Source organism: Pigmentiphaga litoralis, from assembly GCF_014651835.1.
Taxonomy (GTDB): domain Bacteria; phylum Pseudomonadota; class Gammaproteobacteria; order Burkholderiales; family Burkholderiaceae_B; genus Pigmentiphaga; species Pigmentiphaga litoralis.
The window spans coordinates 67,897-84,164 of the sequence record NZ_BMXQ01000001.1; the positions used below are offsets into that span (position 1 = coordinate 67,897).

General features: G+C 64.6%; 15 protein-coding genes and 1 tRNA gene. 4 read left to right on the forward strand and 12 right to left on the reverse strand.

Annotation, left to right across the window (positions count from 1 at the left end):
* Position 1: 1 nt before the first annotated feature.
* Positions 2 to 997: a tripartite tricarboxylate transporter substrate binding protein BugD gene (locus tag IE116_RS00290; protein WP_373302914.1), complete on the forward strand. Its 996-nt coding sequence runs from the start codon at positions 2 to 4 to the stop codon at positions 995 to 997.
* A 187-nt stretch (positions 998 to 1,184) separates the two neighbouring features.
* A complete protein-coding gene (gene pbpG / locus IE116_RS00295) occupies positions 1,185 to 2,282 on the forward strand; it encodes a D-alanyl-D-alanine endopeptidase (protein ID WP_189608778.1) in 1,098 nt (365 codons plus the stop codon).
* Between the two features lie 163 nt (positions 2,283 to 2,445).
* Here pbpG and IE116_RS00300 read toward each other — a convergent pair whose 3' ends face one another.
* From IE116_RS00300 to IE116_RS00330, 7 genes are all read right to left on the reverse strand, one after another.
* Complete coding sequence (locus IE116_RS00300; protein ID WP_229827932.1) at positions 2,446 to 3,249, reverse strand: IclR family transcriptional regulator; 804 nt, start codon at positions 3,247 to 3,249, stop codon at positions 2,446 to 2,448.
* 133 nt (positions 3,250 to 3,382) lie between these two features.
* Entirely contained in the window at positions 3,383 to 4,417 is a 1,035-nt protein-coding gene (locus IE116_RS00305; RefSeq protein WP_189608781.1) for an aldo/keto reductase, read from the reverse strand.
* A gap of 23 nt (positions 4,418 to 4,440) precedes the next feature.
* The gene (locus IE116_RS00310; RefSeq protein ID WP_189608783.1) at positions 4,441 to 5,493 is read right to left on the reverse strand and encodes a quinone-dependent dihydroorotate dehydrogenase; all 1,053 of its coding nucleotides are present in this window, start codon (positions 5,491 to 5,493) and stop codon (positions 4,441 to 4,443) included.
* 15 nt (positions 5,494 to 5,508) lie between these two features.
* On the reverse strand, positions 5,509 to 6,345 hold the full coding sequence (locus IE116_RS00315) for an arginyltransferase (protein WP_189608787.1): 837 nt from the start codon (positions 6,343 to 6,345) through the stop codon (positions 5,509 to 5,511).
* Positions 6,342 to 7,136, reverse strand: a complete 795-nt coding sequence (gene aat, locus IE116_RS00320; protein WP_189608789.1) for a leucyl/phenylalanyl-tRNA--protein transferase — start codon at positions 7,134 to 7,136, stop codon at positions 6,342 to 6,344. The genes IE116_RS00315 and aat overlap by 4 nt, the downstream gene beginning before the upstream one ends.
* A 34-nt stretch (positions 7,137 to 7,170) precedes the next feature.
* A complete protein-coding gene (locus tag IE116_RS00325) occupies positions 7,171 to 7,779 on the reverse strand; it encodes an NUDIX hydrolase (protein WP_189608791.1) in 609 nt (202 codons plus the stop codon).
* A gap of 99 nt (positions 7,780 to 7,878) precedes the next feature.
* Entirely contained in the window at positions 7,879 to 8,622 is a 744-nt protein-coding gene (locus IE116_RS00330; RefSeq protein ID WP_189608793.1) for a sulfite exporter TauE/SafE family protein, read from the reverse strand.
* A 180-nt stretch (positions 8,623 to 8,802) separates the two neighbouring features.
* On the opposite strand from IE116_RS00330, the gene IE116_RS00335 reads away from it, so the two are divergent.
* Positions 8,803 to 8,879, forward strand: a tRNA-Met gene (locus IE116_RS00335).
* Between the two features lie 109 nt (positions 8,880 to 8,988).
* On the opposite strand, the gene IE116_RS00340 is transcribed toward IE116_RS00335, so the two are convergent.
* The 5 genes from IE116_RS00340 to siaA are packed head-to-tail and all read right to left on the reverse strand — an operon-like array spanning position 8,989 to position 15,652.
* Positions 8,989 to 11,871 (reverse strand): PAS domain S-box protein, encoded by a 2,883-nt coding sequence (locus IE116_RS00340; RefSeq protein WP_229827933.1) that lies wholly within the window; start codon positions 11,869 to 11,871, stop codon positions 8,989 to 8,991.
* A gap of 4 nt (positions 11,872 to 11,875) precedes the next feature.
* On the reverse strand, positions 11,876 to 12,673 hold the full coding sequence (siaD, locus tag IE116_RS00345) for a biofilm regulation diguanylate cyclase SiaD (RefSeq protein ID WP_189608798.1): 798 nt from the start codon (positions 12,671 to 12,673) through the stop codon (positions 11,876 to 11,878).
* A gap of 32 nt (positions 12,674 to 12,705) precedes the next feature.
* A complete protein-coding gene (gene siaC / locus IE116_RS00350) occupies positions 12,706 to 13,083 on the reverse strand; it encodes a biofilm regulation phosphoprotein SiaC (protein ID WP_189608800.1) in 378 nt (125 codons plus the stop codon).
* Positions 13,084 to 13,103: 20 nt separating this feature from the next.
* Positions 13,104 to 13,646 (reverse strand): biofilm regulation protein kinase SiaB, encoded by a 543-nt coding sequence (siaB, locus tag IE116_RS00355; RefSeq protein WP_189608802.1) that lies wholly within the window; start codon positions 13,644 to 13,646, stop codon positions 13,104 to 13,106.
* A 29-nt stretch (positions 13,647 to 13,675) separates the two neighbouring features.
* Positions 13,676 to 15,652: a biofilm regulation protein phosphatase SiaA gene (gene siaA / locus IE116_RS00360; protein ID WP_308428190.1), complete on the reverse strand. Its 1,977-nt coding sequence runs from the start codon at positions 15,650 to 15,652 to the stop codon at positions 13,676 to 13,678.
* A 309-nt stretch (positions 15,653 to 15,961) separates the two neighbouring features.
* On the opposite strand from siaA, the gene IE116_RS00365 reads away from it, so the two are divergent.
* Positions 15,962 to 16,231, forward strand: coding sequence for a DUF1488 family protein (locus IE116_RS00365; protein WP_189608806.1), 270 nt, complete (start codon positions 15,962 to 15,964; stop codon positions 16,229 to 16,231).
* Positions 16,232 to 16,268 lie beyond the last annotated feature (37 nt).

Here is a 16,268-nt window from a genome sequence, read left to right on the forward strand (position 1 = left end):
GATGACATTGCGTAGAAAGATGATGTCCGTGGCTGTTGCCTCGGTCATGGCAGCGGGTGTGGCGGCATTGGCGCCTGGGCTGGCAATGGCCCAGAACTATCCGTCCAAGCCGGTCACGATGATCGTGCCATTTGCCGCAGGCGGCCCGACCGACGTCGTGGCGCGCTCGCTGGCCGAATCCATGCGCAAGACGCTGGGTCAGACCATCGTGGTGGAAAACGTCGCCGGCGCCGGCGGCACGATCGGCACGGCGCGCGTGGCCAAGGCCCAGAACGACGGCTACACCTTGCTGTTGATGCACATCGGCTTTTCGACGGCGCCTGCGCTGTATCGCAAGCTGAGCTACGACGCGGCCAACGACTTCGCCCCGGTGGGCCTGACGGTCGACGTGCCGATGACGATGATCGCGCGTGACAACTTTCCGGCAAACAACTTTAACGAGTTCCTGGCCTACGTAAAAGCCAACAGCGCCAAGCTGTCGATGGCCAACGCCGGTATCGGTTCGGCCTCGCACCTGTGCGGCCTGATCTTCACCAGCACGATCGGCACCGAAGTGCAGACCATTCCGTACAAGGGCACGGCGCCTGCCATGAACGACATCCTGGGCAAACAGGTGGACTTCATGTGCGATCAGACCACCAACACCACGGGTCAGATCAAGGCCAACAAAGTCAAGGCCTACGCCGTGACCAGCAAGGCGCGCGTTCCGAGCCTGGCTGACTTGCCGACCATGGACGAATCCGGCCTGAAGGGTTTCGAAGTGGGTATCTGGCACGGCCTGTGGGCGCCCAAGGGCACGCCGCAGCCAGTGGTCGACAAGGTGCAGGCAGCCCTCAAGGCAGGCCTGGCTGACCCGGCCTTCAAGAACCGCATGACCGAACTCGGCGCGATCGTCCTCGCCGACCAGGCCAGCCCGGCTGCGCTCGACAAACACGTCAAGAGCGAGACCGCAAAGTGGGGCGCGATCATCAAGAAAGCCGGCGTCTACGCTGACTGATCGCCTTGATTTGATTGAGGTTTGAACGATGGCGGACCGGGTCCTACCCCGGTCCGCCATTTTTTCGAGCGCGCCGGGGATCAAGCAAGTTATAAAAATAGCGTTGTAAGTCGTTCATTTCATGGACAATTCCCGTTCGAAATCTGATAAGCTGCGTCGCCTGGACAGAATCGTTACCGGAGGACACATGGCGCGCAGTTTGAATCGGGCTTTCGCAATCGCATTGCTTTGCGCGTCGAGTATTGCGGTCGGCTTGCCGGCCGTTTCCACCGCTGCCACGTCGTCTTCCCAGGCAACGGCAAAGAAGTCCAAGGCCAAGGCCACGGCAACGCCGGCTTCAAGCAAGGCCAAGGTCGTCGCCAGGAAGAACACGGCCAAGTCGGCCAGCAAGACGGCTGTCGTGGTCAAGAAGCCGTCCCGTGCCGTGGCGTCCGCCAAGGGCGCTGGTCAGGCCGCCGTCGTCGCCTCCGTGCGCCGCGCGTCCTTCGGCCCCATGTCCTCCCTGGACCACGATGAATCGGCCTCTACAGGCCAGCTCTCGCTGCGTTCCAGCACCGCCTTCGTGCAAGACCTGAATTCGTCCGACGTGCTGTTCGCCAAGAACGACGCCGCCATCGTGCCGATCGCTTCGATCACCAAGCTCATGACGGCCCTGGTCGTTGTTGACGCCAATCTCGACCTTGAAGAAATGCTCGAGATCACGACCGAAGACATCGACACGTACAAGAACACCGGCTCGCGCCTGGCCATCGGCACGCGCCTGTCGCGGACCGACATGCTGCACCTGGCGCTGATGTCGTCTGAAAACCGCGCCGCCAGCGCCCTCGGCCGCAACTACCCGGGCGGCTTGACTGCGTTCGTGCAGGCCATGAATGCCAAGGCCAGCCTGCTCGGTATGCACGACACGCGGTATGTCGAGCCCACCGGTCTGTCCAGCAGCAACGTGTCCAGCGCGCGTGACCTGGTCCGCCTGATGCAGACCGCTGCGCAGCGTCCGTTGATCCACGAATACACCACCAGCACCAGCTACTCGGTCGACGTGCGCGGCCGCACGCAAACCTTCCGCAACACCAATCAGCTGGTCAGCAAGCCCGACTGGGGCATTACCGTGTCCAAGACCGGCTTCATCAACGAAGCAGGCCGGTGCCTGGTCATGCTGGCCAACATCGAAGGCCGCCAACTGGCCATCGTGCTGCTCGATTCCGCCGGCTCCTTCACCCGCACCGCCGACGCCGTTCGTGTGCGTCAGTGGCTGCAACGCGAAGTGGCCCACAACACGCTCTGATCCCGGCGATACGGCCTTCTGCAAAAAGCCCCGCGGCATGACAGTGCCGCGGGGCTTTTTGTTTGTGAGCGGTGATCGGGGGCGCAGGCGTGGCTGCATCGCTTATGGCGGCGCGCGGCGCCGGGGCGCAGCACGGCCTGCACCCCGCGCGGCCAACGCGCCGTCAGCCGTGCGTGGATGGCTCGTAGCCCAACGCGTCCGAGATCCGGTTGGCGGTTTCCACCAGAGCGTCGATCCACGCGTCCTGCAGGCGATCGGCGGGCGCCGAGATCGACAGGCCGGCGATCAGCTTGCCCGAGTCGTCATGGATGCCCGCGGCAATGCATCGCACGCCCAGCTCCAGTTCTTCGTTGTCGCGCGCGTAGCCGTGGTCGCGTACCTGCCCGAGTTCTTCTTCGAGCATGCCCAGGTCTTTGACGCTGTTGTCGGTATGCGCCACCAACCCCGTGCGGGACGCGTAGGCCTGGATTGACCGGCTGTCGTCGGCCGACAGGAACAGCTTGCCGGTAGACGTCAGGTGCAGTGGCGCGCGGCCACCGATGGCGCGCACGACCTGCATGCCGGACCGCTCGCTATAGGCGCGGTCGATGTAGACGATCTCGTCGCCCTGGCGGACCGACAGGTTGACCGTCTGCCCCGTCAGCCGGTGCAAGGTGCGCATGGGCGCCAGCGCGGCGTCACGGATGTTCAGGCGGCCCTTGACCAGGTGCCCGAGCTCCAGCAGCCGCATGCCCAGACAGTACATGCCGCTGTCGACACGATCGACATACCGCCCGGCGACCAGGTCGTTCAGGATGCGGTGCGCGGTCGACGGATGCAGGCCCGTGGTCAGCGCCAGTTCCTTCAGGCTGACCGGGTCGGGCTGATTGGCCAGCGCATCCAGCAGCAGCATGGTGCGCTCAAGGACCTGGATGGTGATCGGAGGTCGGGTTTCCGCCGCAGGCGCGGCTTGACCTTCCGATGTCATAGGAGAGTGTCCAGCCATGTGTCTCTAGGTCTTTGCACGAATAATCGCAAATTCTATCCCATATCGTGAAACAGGATAAGCCTTAAGGCTGAGTCCGCGCTCGTGTGAACCGGCGCCGCGGCCACCTGAAACCCTACTGGGCCGGGTTGCGGATCTGCTCGTGCACGGCGTTGACTTCGGCAATGATTTCGTCCGTCAGCACCACGTTCTGCGCGTCGATATTTTCCTTCAACTGCTCCAGCGTCGTCGCGCCGATGATCGTGCTGTTCACGAACCACCGTGAATAGCACCAGCCCAGCGCCAATTGCGTCGGCGTCAGGCCGTGACGGCGGGCAATGTCCATGTAGCGGCGCGTGGCGGCCAGCGTCTTTTCGCGCAGATAGCGCGGGCTCCAGTCCTTGCCAAACACATTCAGGCGGCCGTGGGCGTTTTCGTCGTCGATGTACTTGCCGGTCAGCTGGCCAAATCCCAGCGGGCTGTAGGCCAGCAGGCCGACACCGGTCCGAAAGCACACTTCGTCCAGGGCTTCTTCAAAGCTGCGATTGACCAGGCTGTAGGGGTTCTGGATCGTCGCCACCGCAGGCAGGCCATGCTTGTCGGCCAGATGCAGGAATTCCATGACGCCATAGGCGCTTTCGTTGGACACGCCAAAGTGCCGGATCTTGCCGGCGCGCACCAGTTCGTCCATCACGCGCAGCTGGACTTCGATGCTTTCGGCTTCGCGTTCATTGGCGGGGTTGAAGGACGTCTGCCCGAAGTTCGGCACATTGCGGGCTGGCCAGTGGATCTGGTAGAGGTCCAGGTGATCGGTCTGCAGGCGCTTCAGGCTGGCGTCAATGGCCTGGCGGATGTTGTCGGCGTCGAGCTTGCCATTGCGCACCCATGGCATGCCGCGTGACGGACCCGCCACCTTGCTCGCCAGCACCACGCTGTCGCGCGGCTGCTTCGCCATCCAGCGGCCGATGTACTGCTCGGTCAGCGTGTAGGTGTCGGCGCTGGGGCGCACCGGGTACATCTCGGCGGTGTCGATGAAGTTCACGCCTTGCGCGACGGCATAGTCCAGTTGCGCGTGCGCATCGGCCTCGGTGTTCTGCTGGCCGAAGGTCATCGTGCCCAGACAGATGCGCGATACGGTAATGTCGGTGTTGCCAAGCCGGGTGGTCTGCATGATGTCCCTCGGGGTGCAAGTTGTCAGTGGTCGGCCGAAAGCATCGCGATCGCGTTGGCGCTTTCGCGCACCAGCGCCGGGCCGCGATAGATCAGGCCGGTGTAGATCTGGACGGCGTCAGCGCCCGCGGCGATCTTGTCGGCCGCATCGCTGCCGGTCAGGATGCCGCCCACGCCGATGATGGCCAGGCCTTTGCCGGCCTGCGCCCGCAGCCGCGAAATGACTCGCAGCGACAGGTCGCGCACCGGCGCGCCCGACAGTCCGCCGGCCTCGGCTGCATGTTGCAGCCCCTTGACCGCGTCGCGGCCCAGGGTGGTGTTGGTCGAGACCACGCCGTCGATGCCATAGCGTGGCAGCAGGTCGGCAATGGCGTCGATCTGCCCGTCGTCCAGGTCGGGCGCAATCTTCACGACCAGCGGCACGCGGCGGCCGTGCTGGTCGGCCAGGCGTTCACGCGCCTCGTGGACTCGCTGCAGCAAGGACGACAGTTCGTCGGCGCCCTGCAGCGCGCGCAGGTTCTTGGTGTTGGGCGACGACACATTGATCGACACGTAATCGGCATGGTCGTAGCAGCCGGCCAGGCAGGTCAGATAGTCGTCGACGGCGTTTTCGATCGGCGTCGTCAGGTTCTTGCCGATGTTCAGGCCCAGGATGCCGCCCTGCGACCGGTAGCGGCTGCGTTGCACGTTGGCCAGGAAGGTATCCAGGCCGTCGTTGTTGAATCCCATCCGGTTGATGACAGCGTGCGCCGCGGGCAGGCGGAACATGCGGGGCAGGGGATTGCCGGGTTGCGAGCGCGGCGTGACCGTGCCGATTTCCATGAAGCCGAAGCCCAGGCTGCCCAGCGCGTCGATGTGATCGCCGTTCTTGTCGAGGCCGGCGGCAAGGCCCACCGGGTTCTTCAATGTCAGTCCCATCAACTGGCGGGGCTGGTTGGGCGCGCCGCCGAACAGGCGGGTCAGACCCAGGTCGTGCGCCGTATGCAGGGACGTCATCGTGACGCGATGCGCGGTTTCAGGCTCGAGAGAGAACAGCGCGGGACGGACCAGCGGATAGGCTTGGAAAAGCAAGGACATCAGGAAAGGGTTCGATCAGGAAGGGTTGCCGTTGCCGCCCGGACCGCCGCGAGGCGGATGGACGACGTGCGAGACGGGAATGGTCACCACGGAGGGTGACGCAGGCGTGGGCGGAGGTGGGGCGAAGTCCGGCTCGTAGGTCTGCCACTCGCCATTGACCAGGACCTGGATGGGCTGGAAGGCCGTCTTGTACGCCATCTTGGGACTTTCGGCGATCCAGTACCCCAGGTACAGGTAGGGCAGGTCGAGCAGCTTGCACTGTTCGATCTGCCAGAGAATGTTCCACGTGCCCAGGCTGCCGTGCAGATCGGGATCGTAGAAGGTGTAGACGGACGACAGGCCATCGGCCAGGACATCCATGATGGATACCATCAGCAATGTGCCGTCGGCATTGCGAAATTCGACCAGCCGCGTGTTGACCCGGCTTTGCAGCAGGAACTGCGCATACTGGTCGCGGCTGTCCTGGTCCATGCCGCCGCCCTTGTGGCGCGTCGACTGGTAACGCAGATACAGCGCGTAGTGTTCGGCCGAATACGCCAGTTCGGCGACGAATACCTGCAGGTCGGCGTGCTTGCGCCACGTGCGGCGCTGGGTGCGCCGCGGCTCGAAGGTGTGCACCGGAATGCGCACCGGCACGCAGGCACGGCAGCCGTCGCAATGCGGGCGGTAGGTGAACACGCCGCTGCGGCGGAAGCCGACGCGCACCAGTTCGGCATACACGTCGGCGTTGATCAGATGGCTGGGGGTGGCGACCTGCGAGCGCGCCAGGCGGTCGCTGAGATAGCTGCACGGATACGGCGCCGTCGCATAGAACTGCAAAGCGGAGAAGGGCAGGTCTCGGAGGTACGTCACTGGTCAACCCCGTTGGAAGCCGCGGCTGCGACTGCGGCATTTGCTGCAGGGGCAGGCGCCGCGAAAGACAGGGGTATCAGCCGGCCATCGGCGAGTATCCTGCCCGGATGCCAGGGCACGCCTGGCATCGCTACCGATTCTACAAGCTTGGACTCGAATTCGCTGCGGGAAATTGTGCCGCCGCCCAGCGACGTCAGGTGCCGGGTGTCCTGCTGGCAGTCGATCATGCGCACGCCGTGCTGCGACAGGTAGCGCACCAGGTAGGCCAGCGCGATCTTGGAAGCATCGGGAACGCGGGTGAACATCGACTCGCCAAAGAACGCCTGGCCGATGCTCACCCCGTAAAGGCCGCCGGCCAGTTCGCCATCAATCCAGGTTTCGATGGAATGCACGCCGCCTTCCTGGTGCCAGGCAAGGTAGGCCGCCTGCATGGCCGGGGAAATCCAGGTGGCTGGCTGCAGGTGGTCGCGCGGCGCGGCGCAGGCACGCATCACCTCGGCGCAGGCCGTGTCCACCCGGATCTCATAGCGGGCGTCCCGATCGACCTGCCGCAGTTTCTTGCGCAGTGAATGGGACGGCGCAAAGCGGTCGGTAAACAGCACCATGCGCGGGTCCGGGCTCCACCACAGGATCGGCTCGCCTTCCAGGAACCACGGAAAGATGCCGTGCGAGTAGGCATCGCGCAGCCGGGCTACGGACAGGTCGGCGCCCACCGCCAGCAAGCCGGCAGGCGAGACCAGCGCCCGGTCCAGCGGCGGGAACGGCGTGTCGGGCCCGAGCAGTGCGGGCATCCGTTGGCGTAGCGTGGCCTGACTCACGGCGCCCTCATGCAGGTTCGTCGGGGGTCGGGATCATGCCGTGGCTCAGGGCCTGGCTGTGCACCTGGAAGCTGCCGGCGGCCCGGTCGGCAAAGAACAGCCGCAGGGTGGTCGAAATGGACCGGAAGGCCAGGTCGTCCCAGGGGATCTCGGCTTCGGTGAACAGCTTGGCTTCCAGGCTTTCGGGACCCGGATCGAAACGATCGTGGGTCAGGTCGGCCAGGTAGAAGATGTGCACCTGGTCCACATGCGGAATGTCGATCATGCTGAACAAGGCGCCCATGGTGAAGGTCGCGCCCGCTTCTTCGCGGGTTTCGCGCGCGGCGCCTTCTTCGGTGGTTTCGCCCAGTTCCATGAAACCGGCCGGCAGTGTCCAGTAGCCATGGCGCGGTTCGATCGCGCGGCGGCACAGCAGGATCTTGTCCCCCCACACCGGAACGGTGCCCAGCACCATGCGCGGGTTCTGGTAATGGATTGCGCCGCAGTTGTCGCACAGGTCGCGAACGCGGTTGTCGTCGTCGGGAATGCGGCGCGCAAGCACGCTGCCGCACTGCGAGCAGAAGCGCTGGGCCCGCGGTGCGGGAAAGTAGGTGACCGTACGAAGGGGAGCAGTCATGTCATATCCAAGCGGGCGGTTGCCCGGATGGCAAGTTCCCTGTGAGCGTTGGCCGATGGACGCGGGTGATGGAAACCGCGGAATCTGGCGAACGGGTGTTCATAAAAAACTGGCGACGCCTTGCACAAGATAAACCGACGCCACGCTCAGGACAATGCCGCGCGTCCATTTGCGGAACTGCTGGTCGCTCATGCGCTCGAGCACGACCCGGCTCAGGCTGGTGCCGGCAACCGCGCACCCCAGCAGTATCGCCCATTGCAGCCAGTGCAGCGTGACGGTCTGCTGGTTCATGATGCCGCCAAAGTAGATCAGCCGCGATCCGTGGCCCAGCACCTGGCAGGTGGCCTTGGTGGCGACCACCTTGCGCCGGTCCATGGTGGTGGATCGCACAAAAAAGATATCCAGGATCGGCCCCGTCACGCCGCTCAGGAACTGCAGCGTCTGGCAGACGAAGCCGCAGATCTCGGCGCCCCATTTTGCTTCGGCCTGGGGAGCAAAGCGCGGTGGCACGACCAGCGCCACGAACGGACTGATGCCCAGGATCAGCAGCACGACGCCGCGGCTTGGCACCAGTTGCACCGCCAGGAAGACGCCGAACGCCAGCGTGGCGCCGATCGCAAACCGCCCCACGATGCGCCATTCGGTATGGCCGCGCCACAGAATGGCGCGCCATCCGTTGGACGTCAGCTGCATTGCACTTTGCAGCACCATGGCCGACGCGACCGGCAGCATCAGCAGCAGGGCGCCCATCAGGACCATGCCGCCCGCCATGCCGAAAATGCCCGACATGAAAGACGTGGCGACCACCAGAAAAGCGACCGTAGCGAAAATGGCGGTCGTCATGCGCATGACTCCTGTAAAGGCGGAACCACGGCGTGGTGACGGCCCGGCGGCATTATATAAGGCGCACTTCCAGTCGGGTCCGGGAATCGCCTCGGCAGGGCGGTTGATGCGGCGCTTGAGGGGTGGCCAGCCCGCCCGCTTGCCCCGGAGGACCGGTTGGTATATACTTCTTTTCTCAGACGCGGGGTGGAGCAGTCTGGCAGCTCGTCGGGCTCATAACCCGAAGGTCACAGGTTCAAATCCTGTCCCCGCAACCAAATGCTTGACAAGAAACCGTCTCAAGGTAATCGCCTTGGGGCGGTTTTTTTATGGGCCACGGATCAAGCCTTGGTCATTTCCCAAGCAGGTGGACATCACGGGACATGATCAACCCTTGATCATGTCCCGTACCCGTAATATCAAGGCGTCCACCGCGAACGGCTTGGTGATCATCTGCATGCCGGGCTCCAGGAAGCCGTTCGCGATCGTGGCGTTTTCGGCGTAGCCGGTCATGAACAGCACCTTGAGCGTGGGCCGATGCACGCGCGCTGCGTCGACGACCTGCCGGCCGTTGAGTCCAGGCAGGCCCATGTCGGTAATCAACAGGTCAACGCGCGCGCCGGACAGCAGCAGCTTCAGGCCCGACGGACCGTCGGCGGCTTCCATGGTCTGGTAGCCCAGGTCCTGCAGCACTTCCACGACCAGGTCGCGCACCACGGTCTCATCTTCGATGACCAGCACCACCTCGCCCGAAACGACGCCCTGCGCGGCGCTCAAGCCACCCTGCTCGTCATCCATGCTGTCCGCGTCGCCATGGAAGCGCGGCAGGTACAGCTTGACGGTGGTGCCCCGGCCGACTTCCGAATAGATCTTTGCGTAGCCCTCGGACTGGCGCGCAAACCCGTAGATCATGGACAGCCCCAGGCCGGTGCCCTGGCCGATGGGCTTGGTCGTGAAGAAGGGCTCGAACGCGCGCGCGATCGTGTCCTTGGTCATGCCCGTGCCGGTGTCAGTCACGCACACGCAGACATACTGGCCCGGGCGCACGTTGCCCAGGCGCGCGGCATAGGCCAGGTCGATATGGGCGTTGCACGTTTCGATGGTCAGGGTGCCGCCGTCGGGCATGGCGTCCCGCCCGTTGATCACCAGGTTCAACACCGCGCTTTCCAGTTGGTGCGGATCGCACATGGATTGCCACAGCCCGCCGGCCGTCACGATCTCCAACGCGATGTTTTCGCCTATGGTCCGGCGCAGCAGGTCTTCCATCCCGCTCACGAGGCGGTTGGCGTTGACCGCCTTGGGGTCCAGCGGCTGCCGGCGCGAGAACGCAAGCAGGCGGTGGGTCAGGGCCGCCGCGCGATTGGCGGATGTCGTGGCGGCAGTGGCATAGCGCGCCAGCTTGTCGGTCTGCCCCCGCGCCATCTGGCGCTGCAGCAGGTCCAGAGAGCCGATGACGCCTGTCAGCAGATTGTTGAAGTCGTGCGCGATGCCGCCCGTCAACTGGCCCACGGCCTCCATTTTCTGCGCCTGCCGCAGCTGTTCTTCGGTGTGCGCCAGGGCCAGCGCCTGCTCGCGTTCGGCCGTGAGGTCGCGTCCGGTGGCGTACGTGACGTCGCTGGCGGGAGCCGATACCCATGAAATCCAGCGAATGGAGCCGTCTTTGTGCCGATATCGGTTGACGATGGTCGGGCGTCCGCCGGCAGCGGCCGCACGATAGGCATCGATCGTGCTCTCGTGGTCGTCGGTCGCGACAAATTCCGTCACGTGGCGCCCGATCAGCTCTGCAGCCGCATACCCCAGCATCGCGGTCCAGGCCGGATTGACGCGCCGGAACACGCCACTGAAGTCGCTGACCAGCATCAGGTCCGGCGACGTGTCCCACATCTGGTCGCGCTCGGCCGTCCGTTCCACGACCTGCTGTTCCAGAGTTTCGTTGAGCCGCTGCAGGGCTTCTTCGGCCCTGCGGCGGGCCGAGATGTCATTGAACAGGATGGCGACACGGCCTTCGCTCGTGTCGCCGGTGCGGAACGCAAACACGTCGAACCAGCGTTCCAGCGTGGCCGACCCTTGTTCGAAGCGCATGGGCTCGCCCGTCCGGGCGACGCGGCCGTAGACGTCGTACCAGTGCTCTTCCAGCTCGGGCAGGGCCTTGCGCAGCCATTGGTTCACGATGGCCTGCGGAAACCCGGTCTGCTCGAAAAAGGCCGGATTGGCCTCGACCACCCGGTAATCCACGAGATCGCCCGACAGGTCGACTTCGACCACGCAGAACCCGGATTCGATCGACTCGAACAAGGTGCGGTAGCGCGCCTCGCTTCGGGTCAGCTGCTCTTCGGCATGTCGGCGGTCCTGGATGTCGATGACCGAGCCGATGTACCCCAGGAACGTGCCATCGGCGCCAAAGCGCGGCAAGGCCGCATCGATCGCCCAGTGGTAGGACCCATCGGCATGCCGCAGGCGGTATTCCAGCCGGAACGGCGTGCGCGTGGCGTTGGCGTCCAGGAAAATCTGACTGCTACGCTGGCTGTCTTCGGGATGGGTCGCCGTCAGCCACCCCAGGCCGACGGCCTTGTCCGGCGTCTGGCCGGTAAATTCGTACCATCGCTGGTTCAGGTAGGTGCACGCGCCGTCGGCATCGGTCACCCACAGCATGACGGGTGCGTGATCCGCCATGTTGCGAAACCGCGCCACGCTATCGACGGCTTCATTGCGGGTGCGGGTCAGTTCGTCGTAGCGGCGATCGCGCTCCAGGATCTCGCGGTGCAGGTCCAGTTGCGCCATGACCTGGCGGGCAAGCACGCGTAGCGACTTCTGCTGAAGGGCCGTCAGGGAACGCGGCTGATAGTCCAGCACGCACAGGGTGCCGATGGGCACGCCCTCGGCAGTCTTGAGCAGGGCTCCGGCGTAGAAGCGCAGTCTTGGTTCGCCCGTGACCAGCGGATTGCAGGCAAAACGCGCATCTTGCGTGGCGTCGGGCACCAGCAGGAAGTCATCTTCCTGCAACGCATGGATGCAGAACGAGCTGTCCAGCGGCGTCTCGCGCACGCCCAGGCCGACCTCTGCCTTGAAGAACTGGCGATTGCCGGTGATCAGGTTGACGGCGGCGATCGGCGCGTCGCACAGGTCGGCGGCAAGCTCGGCCAGTTCGTCGAACGAGGCTTCCCGTGGCGTGTCGAGCACGTCATAGCAGGCCAGGGCGGCAAGCCGTTGCGTGGCACGGGGATCCTGCGCGGCGTCGTGGCTCGAGTCGGGTGTCGGGGTCGATGACACCGTATCAGCCCGATGCCGTGGCCACGACAGCCCGGTTCCGGCCATGCCGTTTGGCGTCCAGCAGCGCCGCGTCGGCCCGTTTGATCGTCAGGGAAAAGGTTTCGCCGGGCACATGCTGGCTGACGCCGATGCTGGCGGTCACGCAGATCGCGTCGTTGTCGGTGCGAACGGCCAGTTCGGCAATGTTCTGGCGCACCCGCTCCATGACGACCAGGCCTTCGGCCGCCGTCGTCTCGGGCAGCAGCACCAGGAATTCTTCGCCGCCCCACCGGCCGCAGAGGTCGTATTCCCGCAGGCCCGCCTGCAAGGTGGTGGCGATTGCGATCAGGACGCGGTCGCCGGTTTCGTGGCCGTGGGTGTCGTTCACCTGCTTGAACTGGTCGACGTCGAGCATCGCCAGCGCATACCCCTGGCCCCGCCGCGTGGCGCGTTCGGATTCTTCTTTGAGCCGGTCCATCAGCAGGCGGCGATTGCCCAGGCCGGTCAGCACGTCGCGGTTGGACGCTTCGTTCAGGGCCAGGTTCAGGTCGCGCATCATCTGCTGATAGCGGTCGGAAATGCGCGCCAGCTTTTCCAGCTGGCGCAGCTGCTTGTTGAACCGTTCACCCAGGTGGGTTTCGCGCTGCCGCGCCAGTTGCTGGTAGGCGTCGGACAGGTGCGTGACGCGTTCCAGCCGATAGCGCTCTTCCAGGTGCACTTGCCACAGCTCGCCGAGCGCGCGGCGCAGGGGGTGGTCGCTGTGGGCAGGATCCGCCAGCAATTGCTCGATGCGTTCGTCAAAAGCCGAATTGTCGCGGGGCATGGCGGATCGGGCTGGCCTTAGGAATAGGAAACTCAGGAATAGGAAACGATGGAAAACGGGAAGCTGCAGTCTTCCTTGAACTCTTCGGCGAGTTCGGCCACCCGTTCATTACGGTGATCGTAATGCCAGTTCACGGCCACGTCGCGCCCGCGCTGGTGCGCTTCTTCCAGTGTGTCAAAAATGTCCATGACGGCGCGGATGCTGCTGGTGTTCAGGTACAGCAGGCGCAGTTCGAGCCGCAGCGGCTTGTCGCAGTCGGCAACGAAGCGCTCGACCCAGTCGATGACCGGACCGAACAGCTCGAACGAATTCTCGGGATAGGAATCGCCTTGCATACTCAGCAGGCCGGCGTCCCAGTCGGCCGTGATTTCCGGGGTCGACTGGCTGCCAGGGATGGTCAGGTTACTCATGCGGTTCGCTTTTGAATGGGTCAGATGATCGCGCGCAGACTGAAAAAGGCGCGGCCGTCGGGGGTCTCACGCAGGCTTGCCGTCAGGGGGGCGCTCGATTTACGCGCCATGTCGATGAGGCCAAGCCCCGCGCCGCTGCTTGCGCCCGCGTCGCGCGGCTTGCGCAGCTGTTCCTTGTAGCTGGCCTTGAGCTGCGCCTTGTCCAGCCCCGCCAGGGCTTCCACGCGTTGCAGCAGGGCGCGGCCATCGTCACGTTCCACCAGATTGCCCGCCGACACCACGTAGTGATCGGCGTCATCCCGGGCAACCACCACCGTGGCGGCCGCCTCGTGTTCCTGGTAGCCATGTTCGACGGCGTAATGACGGATGTTCTGCGTCATTTCGATATAGGTGCCGAACACGTCCATGGCGGCCGACGGTTGCGCGTGTTCCGCCTGCAGATAATTCTTCAGGGCATTGCCGATCTCTTCGATCAGGCTGCGCGAAATCGGGCCGTTGAAGCACAGCATGATGTGCTGGCGATTGAACATTTCGCGCATGGCGAACAAGTCAGTCGAATCCATGGACGCTCCGGTCTGTTTGGAAGTTGGGCTCATTCAAATCGGAAGGACAGAATGGTGATGTCGTCGCGTTGCGGAAGATCCCCGCGGTAGTTTACCAAGGCCTGCTCAACCGCAGCGGCCTGATCCTGCAGGGACTCGCCGGCGATCGACTGCAGCAGTTCCGCAAAGCGGCGGTTGCCAAAGCCATAGCCGTGTTCGCCACCGGCCTGGTCCAGCACGCCGTCGGTAATCAGGTAGAAGGTCCGGCCCGACAGTTCGGTGACCGTATTGGTGTATTCGCCCACGCGGCGCTCGCCCAGCGCGCGGCGTCCGCCCGGGAATTCCTGGGTGGTGACGCCGTCGCTGGCGTACAGCGACATCTTGGCGCCGGCAAAGTGCGCCAGGCCCGACGCGCGGTCGACATACACGAGGCCGGCGTCCATATTGGTGGCCAGGGACCGCGGCATTTCAGTGTCCTGCAGCATGGCGCGCATGGCGGCGTCGGTGCGCGCAAGGATGGCGGCCGGGTCGCGCGCGCCCACTTCCTTGATCGCATGGTCGATCGCAGCGCGCGCCAGCATGGTCATGAGCGCGCCGGCCACGCCGTGGCCCGCGCAGTCCACGACGCCCAGCAGGCAGTTGTCGCCGTCGGGCAGGAACACGTAGAAGTCGCCGCCCACGACATCGCGGGGGTGCCACATGACGAAGTGATGGGCGCCCAGTGATTGCACCATCTGCCGGTCGGGCAGGATGGCCCGCTGGATCAGGCTGGCATAGTCGATCGAATCGTCGATCTGCTTGTGGGCCGCCGCCATGTTGGTATTGGCCGTCTGCAGTTCCAGGGTGCGCTCGCGCACGCGTTCCTCAAGTTCGGCGGTGTGCGTCTGCACCTTGGCGGCCATGGCGCCGAACGCGCGGCTCAATTCGCCGATTTCGTCGTCGGTGTCGTCGGGCAGGGCGGTGTCGTACCGTCCGGCGCTGATCGCCTGCGCCGATTGCTGCAGGCGGCGCAGCGGCTTGAGCACCAGGCGTTCCACCGCATAACCGAACACGATCAGCAGGGCGGCCAACAGCAGCACGAAGGCGATCAGCGCCTGCGTTGCCCAGCCCGGGTCGATCACCTGGGCGGCGCGCAGGTCCACCACCGACAGCACGTGCCAGCGCAGGTCCGGGATATAGGCCAGCACCAGCAGCTGGCGCTTGCCGTCTACCGTCGCCCATAGGTCCACCGGGTTGGCAGGCCGGGCTTCGGCGGCTGCCATGGCGGTGCGCAAGGACGCCCGTTCGGCGTCGGATGCAAGCAGGCCGAACGCCGTCTGCCGTTCGGTCGGCTTTTCGGACACCGACCCGTAGGCAATGCGCCTGGTGTCCGGATGGGCCTGGATCGCGCCATTGCGGTCGATGATGATCGGGGTGACGCCACTTTCGGTGGTGGCAAGGAAATCGTTCAGGAAGTTGCTCAGGTTCAGGCCGGTGCCCACGACACCCAGGCGGCGCGCGCCGTCGTGCACGGCCACGTTGAACCAGACGTTGGTGATCTTGAGCTGGGCGCTGAGCTCGACATTGATGTTGTAGCGATCCGGACTGCGCATCGTCGCGTAGTACCAGTTGTCGCTGACCTTGTCGGGCGACGTGGTGTAGCGCGGCGCGGTAGAGACCGGCGCCTTGCTGTCGTTATAGTAGTAATTGCCCTGGCTGTCGGCCACGAAGTAGGAGTGGTCCCGCAGGTCGGCACGGTAGCCTTCGGCTTCTTCGAAGAAGACGTCGCGCGCTGCGGCATCGTCCAGGTTGGACAGCCAGCGGCGGGTGACGACCGAATTGGCCAGGCGGGTGGCCAGCGCCAGTTCCCGCGACACGGGCGCAAAAATCTGTTCGCGATGGAGCAGGGTGTGATTGCGGGCATAGGCCAGGCCAAAGTGGTTCCGTACCGTCTCGACCCCCTGCCAGGCAATGAACGCCGCCGGAATCAAGGCAAGCGCACAACTCAACAACAGCGCGACCAGCGATTTGCCGCGCAGACCCAACATGGCCATCTCAATCCTTTTCTTGATACGGGCTTACACCCTCGGCAATTGTGCCGGGGGGCGGTGGCCCTAGCAAACACTGGCCTTGCCCATGGCGCAAATAAGACGCTGCAGCAGGCGAATGGCGGTCGGGGTTGTCTTGGGCGCAAGCCTTGGTGTAGTCCCGTAGGCGCCCATCGGAAGGTATTTACCGGTTGCACCTGACACCGGGCTTTACAGCAAGCACATGGACTGTCACCAGCCACCGGCCTAGAGTGGAGACTCTGCAGGCAACGGGGCAGCGCGAGGCCCTGTCTTAATGGAGTGACAACAATGACGACAGAACTGGCAAGAGAGGTTCAGCCCACCGTTTTGGATGGGGCAGTGCGGTTCACTGCAAGGTTCGAAGGCCGCAAGAGCCAGGAATTCGAGATTTCGGGCGACGTGCTCGAAGAACATTTCGGCGCGGCCAGCCGTAGCGACGACGACCTGCTCGCGGCGTTCAAGCACGGACGTGAAGAGATTCTAAAGGCGGCCGGCGAAGCCAGCAGCACGCCTACGACGGGCATCGTGCCCCTTGGAACGGGCGATTTCACGGAATAATCGTCCGTAGCGCGAAGGGGCAGCCGGCCGTCGGCCC

What these genes read in the sequence shown, in the direction of transcription:
- IE116_RS00290 (WP_373302914.1), top strand. Translation starts at nt 2, where the DNA reads ATGACATTGCGTAGAAAGATGATGTCCGTGGCTGTTGCCTCGGTCATG.
- pbpG (WP_189608778.1), top strand. Translation starts at nt 1,185, where the DNA reads ATGGCGCGCAGTTTGAATCGGGCTTTCGCAATCGCATTGCTTTGCGCG.
- IE116_RS00300 (WP_229827932.1), bottom strand. Translation starts at nt 3,249, where the DNA reads ATGACATCGGAAGGTCAAGCCGCGCCTGCGGCGGAAACCCGACCTCCG.
- IE116_RS00305 (WP_189608781.1), bottom strand. Translation starts at nt 4,417, where the DNA reads ATGCAGACCACCCGGCTTGGCAACACCGACATTACCGTATCGCGCATC.
- IE116_RS00310 (WP_189608783.1), bottom strand. Translation starts at nt 5,493, where the DNA reads ATGTCCTTGCTTTTCCAAGCCTATCCGCTGGTCCGTCCCGCGCTGTTC.
- aat (WP_189608789.1), bottom strand. Translation starts at nt 7,136, where the DNA reads ATGCCCGCACTGCTCGGGCCCGACACGCCGTTCCCGCCGCTGGACCGG.
- IE116_RS00325 (WP_189608791.1), bottom strand. Translation starts at nt 7,779, where the DNA reads ATGACTGCTCCCCTTCGTACGGTCACCTACTTTCCCGCACCGCGGGCC.
- IE116_RS00330 (WP_189608793.1), bottom strand. Translation starts at nt 8,622, where the DNA reads ATGACGACCGCCATTTTCGCTACGGTCGCTTTTCTGGTGGTCGCCACG.
- siaD (WP_189608798.1), bottom strand. Translation starts at nt 12,673, where the DNA reads ATGCCCCGCGACAATTCGGCTTTTGACGAACGCATCGAGCAATTGCTG.
- siaC (WP_189608800.1), bottom strand. Translation starts at nt 13,083, where the DNA reads ATGAGTAACCTGACCATCCCTGGCAGCCAGTCGACCCCGGAAATCACG.
- siaB (WP_189608802.1), bottom strand. Translation starts at nt 13,646, where the DNA reads ATGGATTCGACTGACTTGTTCGCCATGCGCGAAATGTTCAATCGCCAG.
- siaA (WP_308428190.1), bottom strand. Translation starts at nt 15,652, where the DNA reads ATGTTGGGTCTGCGCGGCAAATCGCTGGTCGCGCTGTTGTTGAGTTGT.
- IE116_RS00365 (WP_189608806.1), top strand. Translation starts at nt 15,962, where the DNA reads ATGACGACAGAACTGGCAAGAGAGGTTCAGCCCACCGTTTTGGATGGG.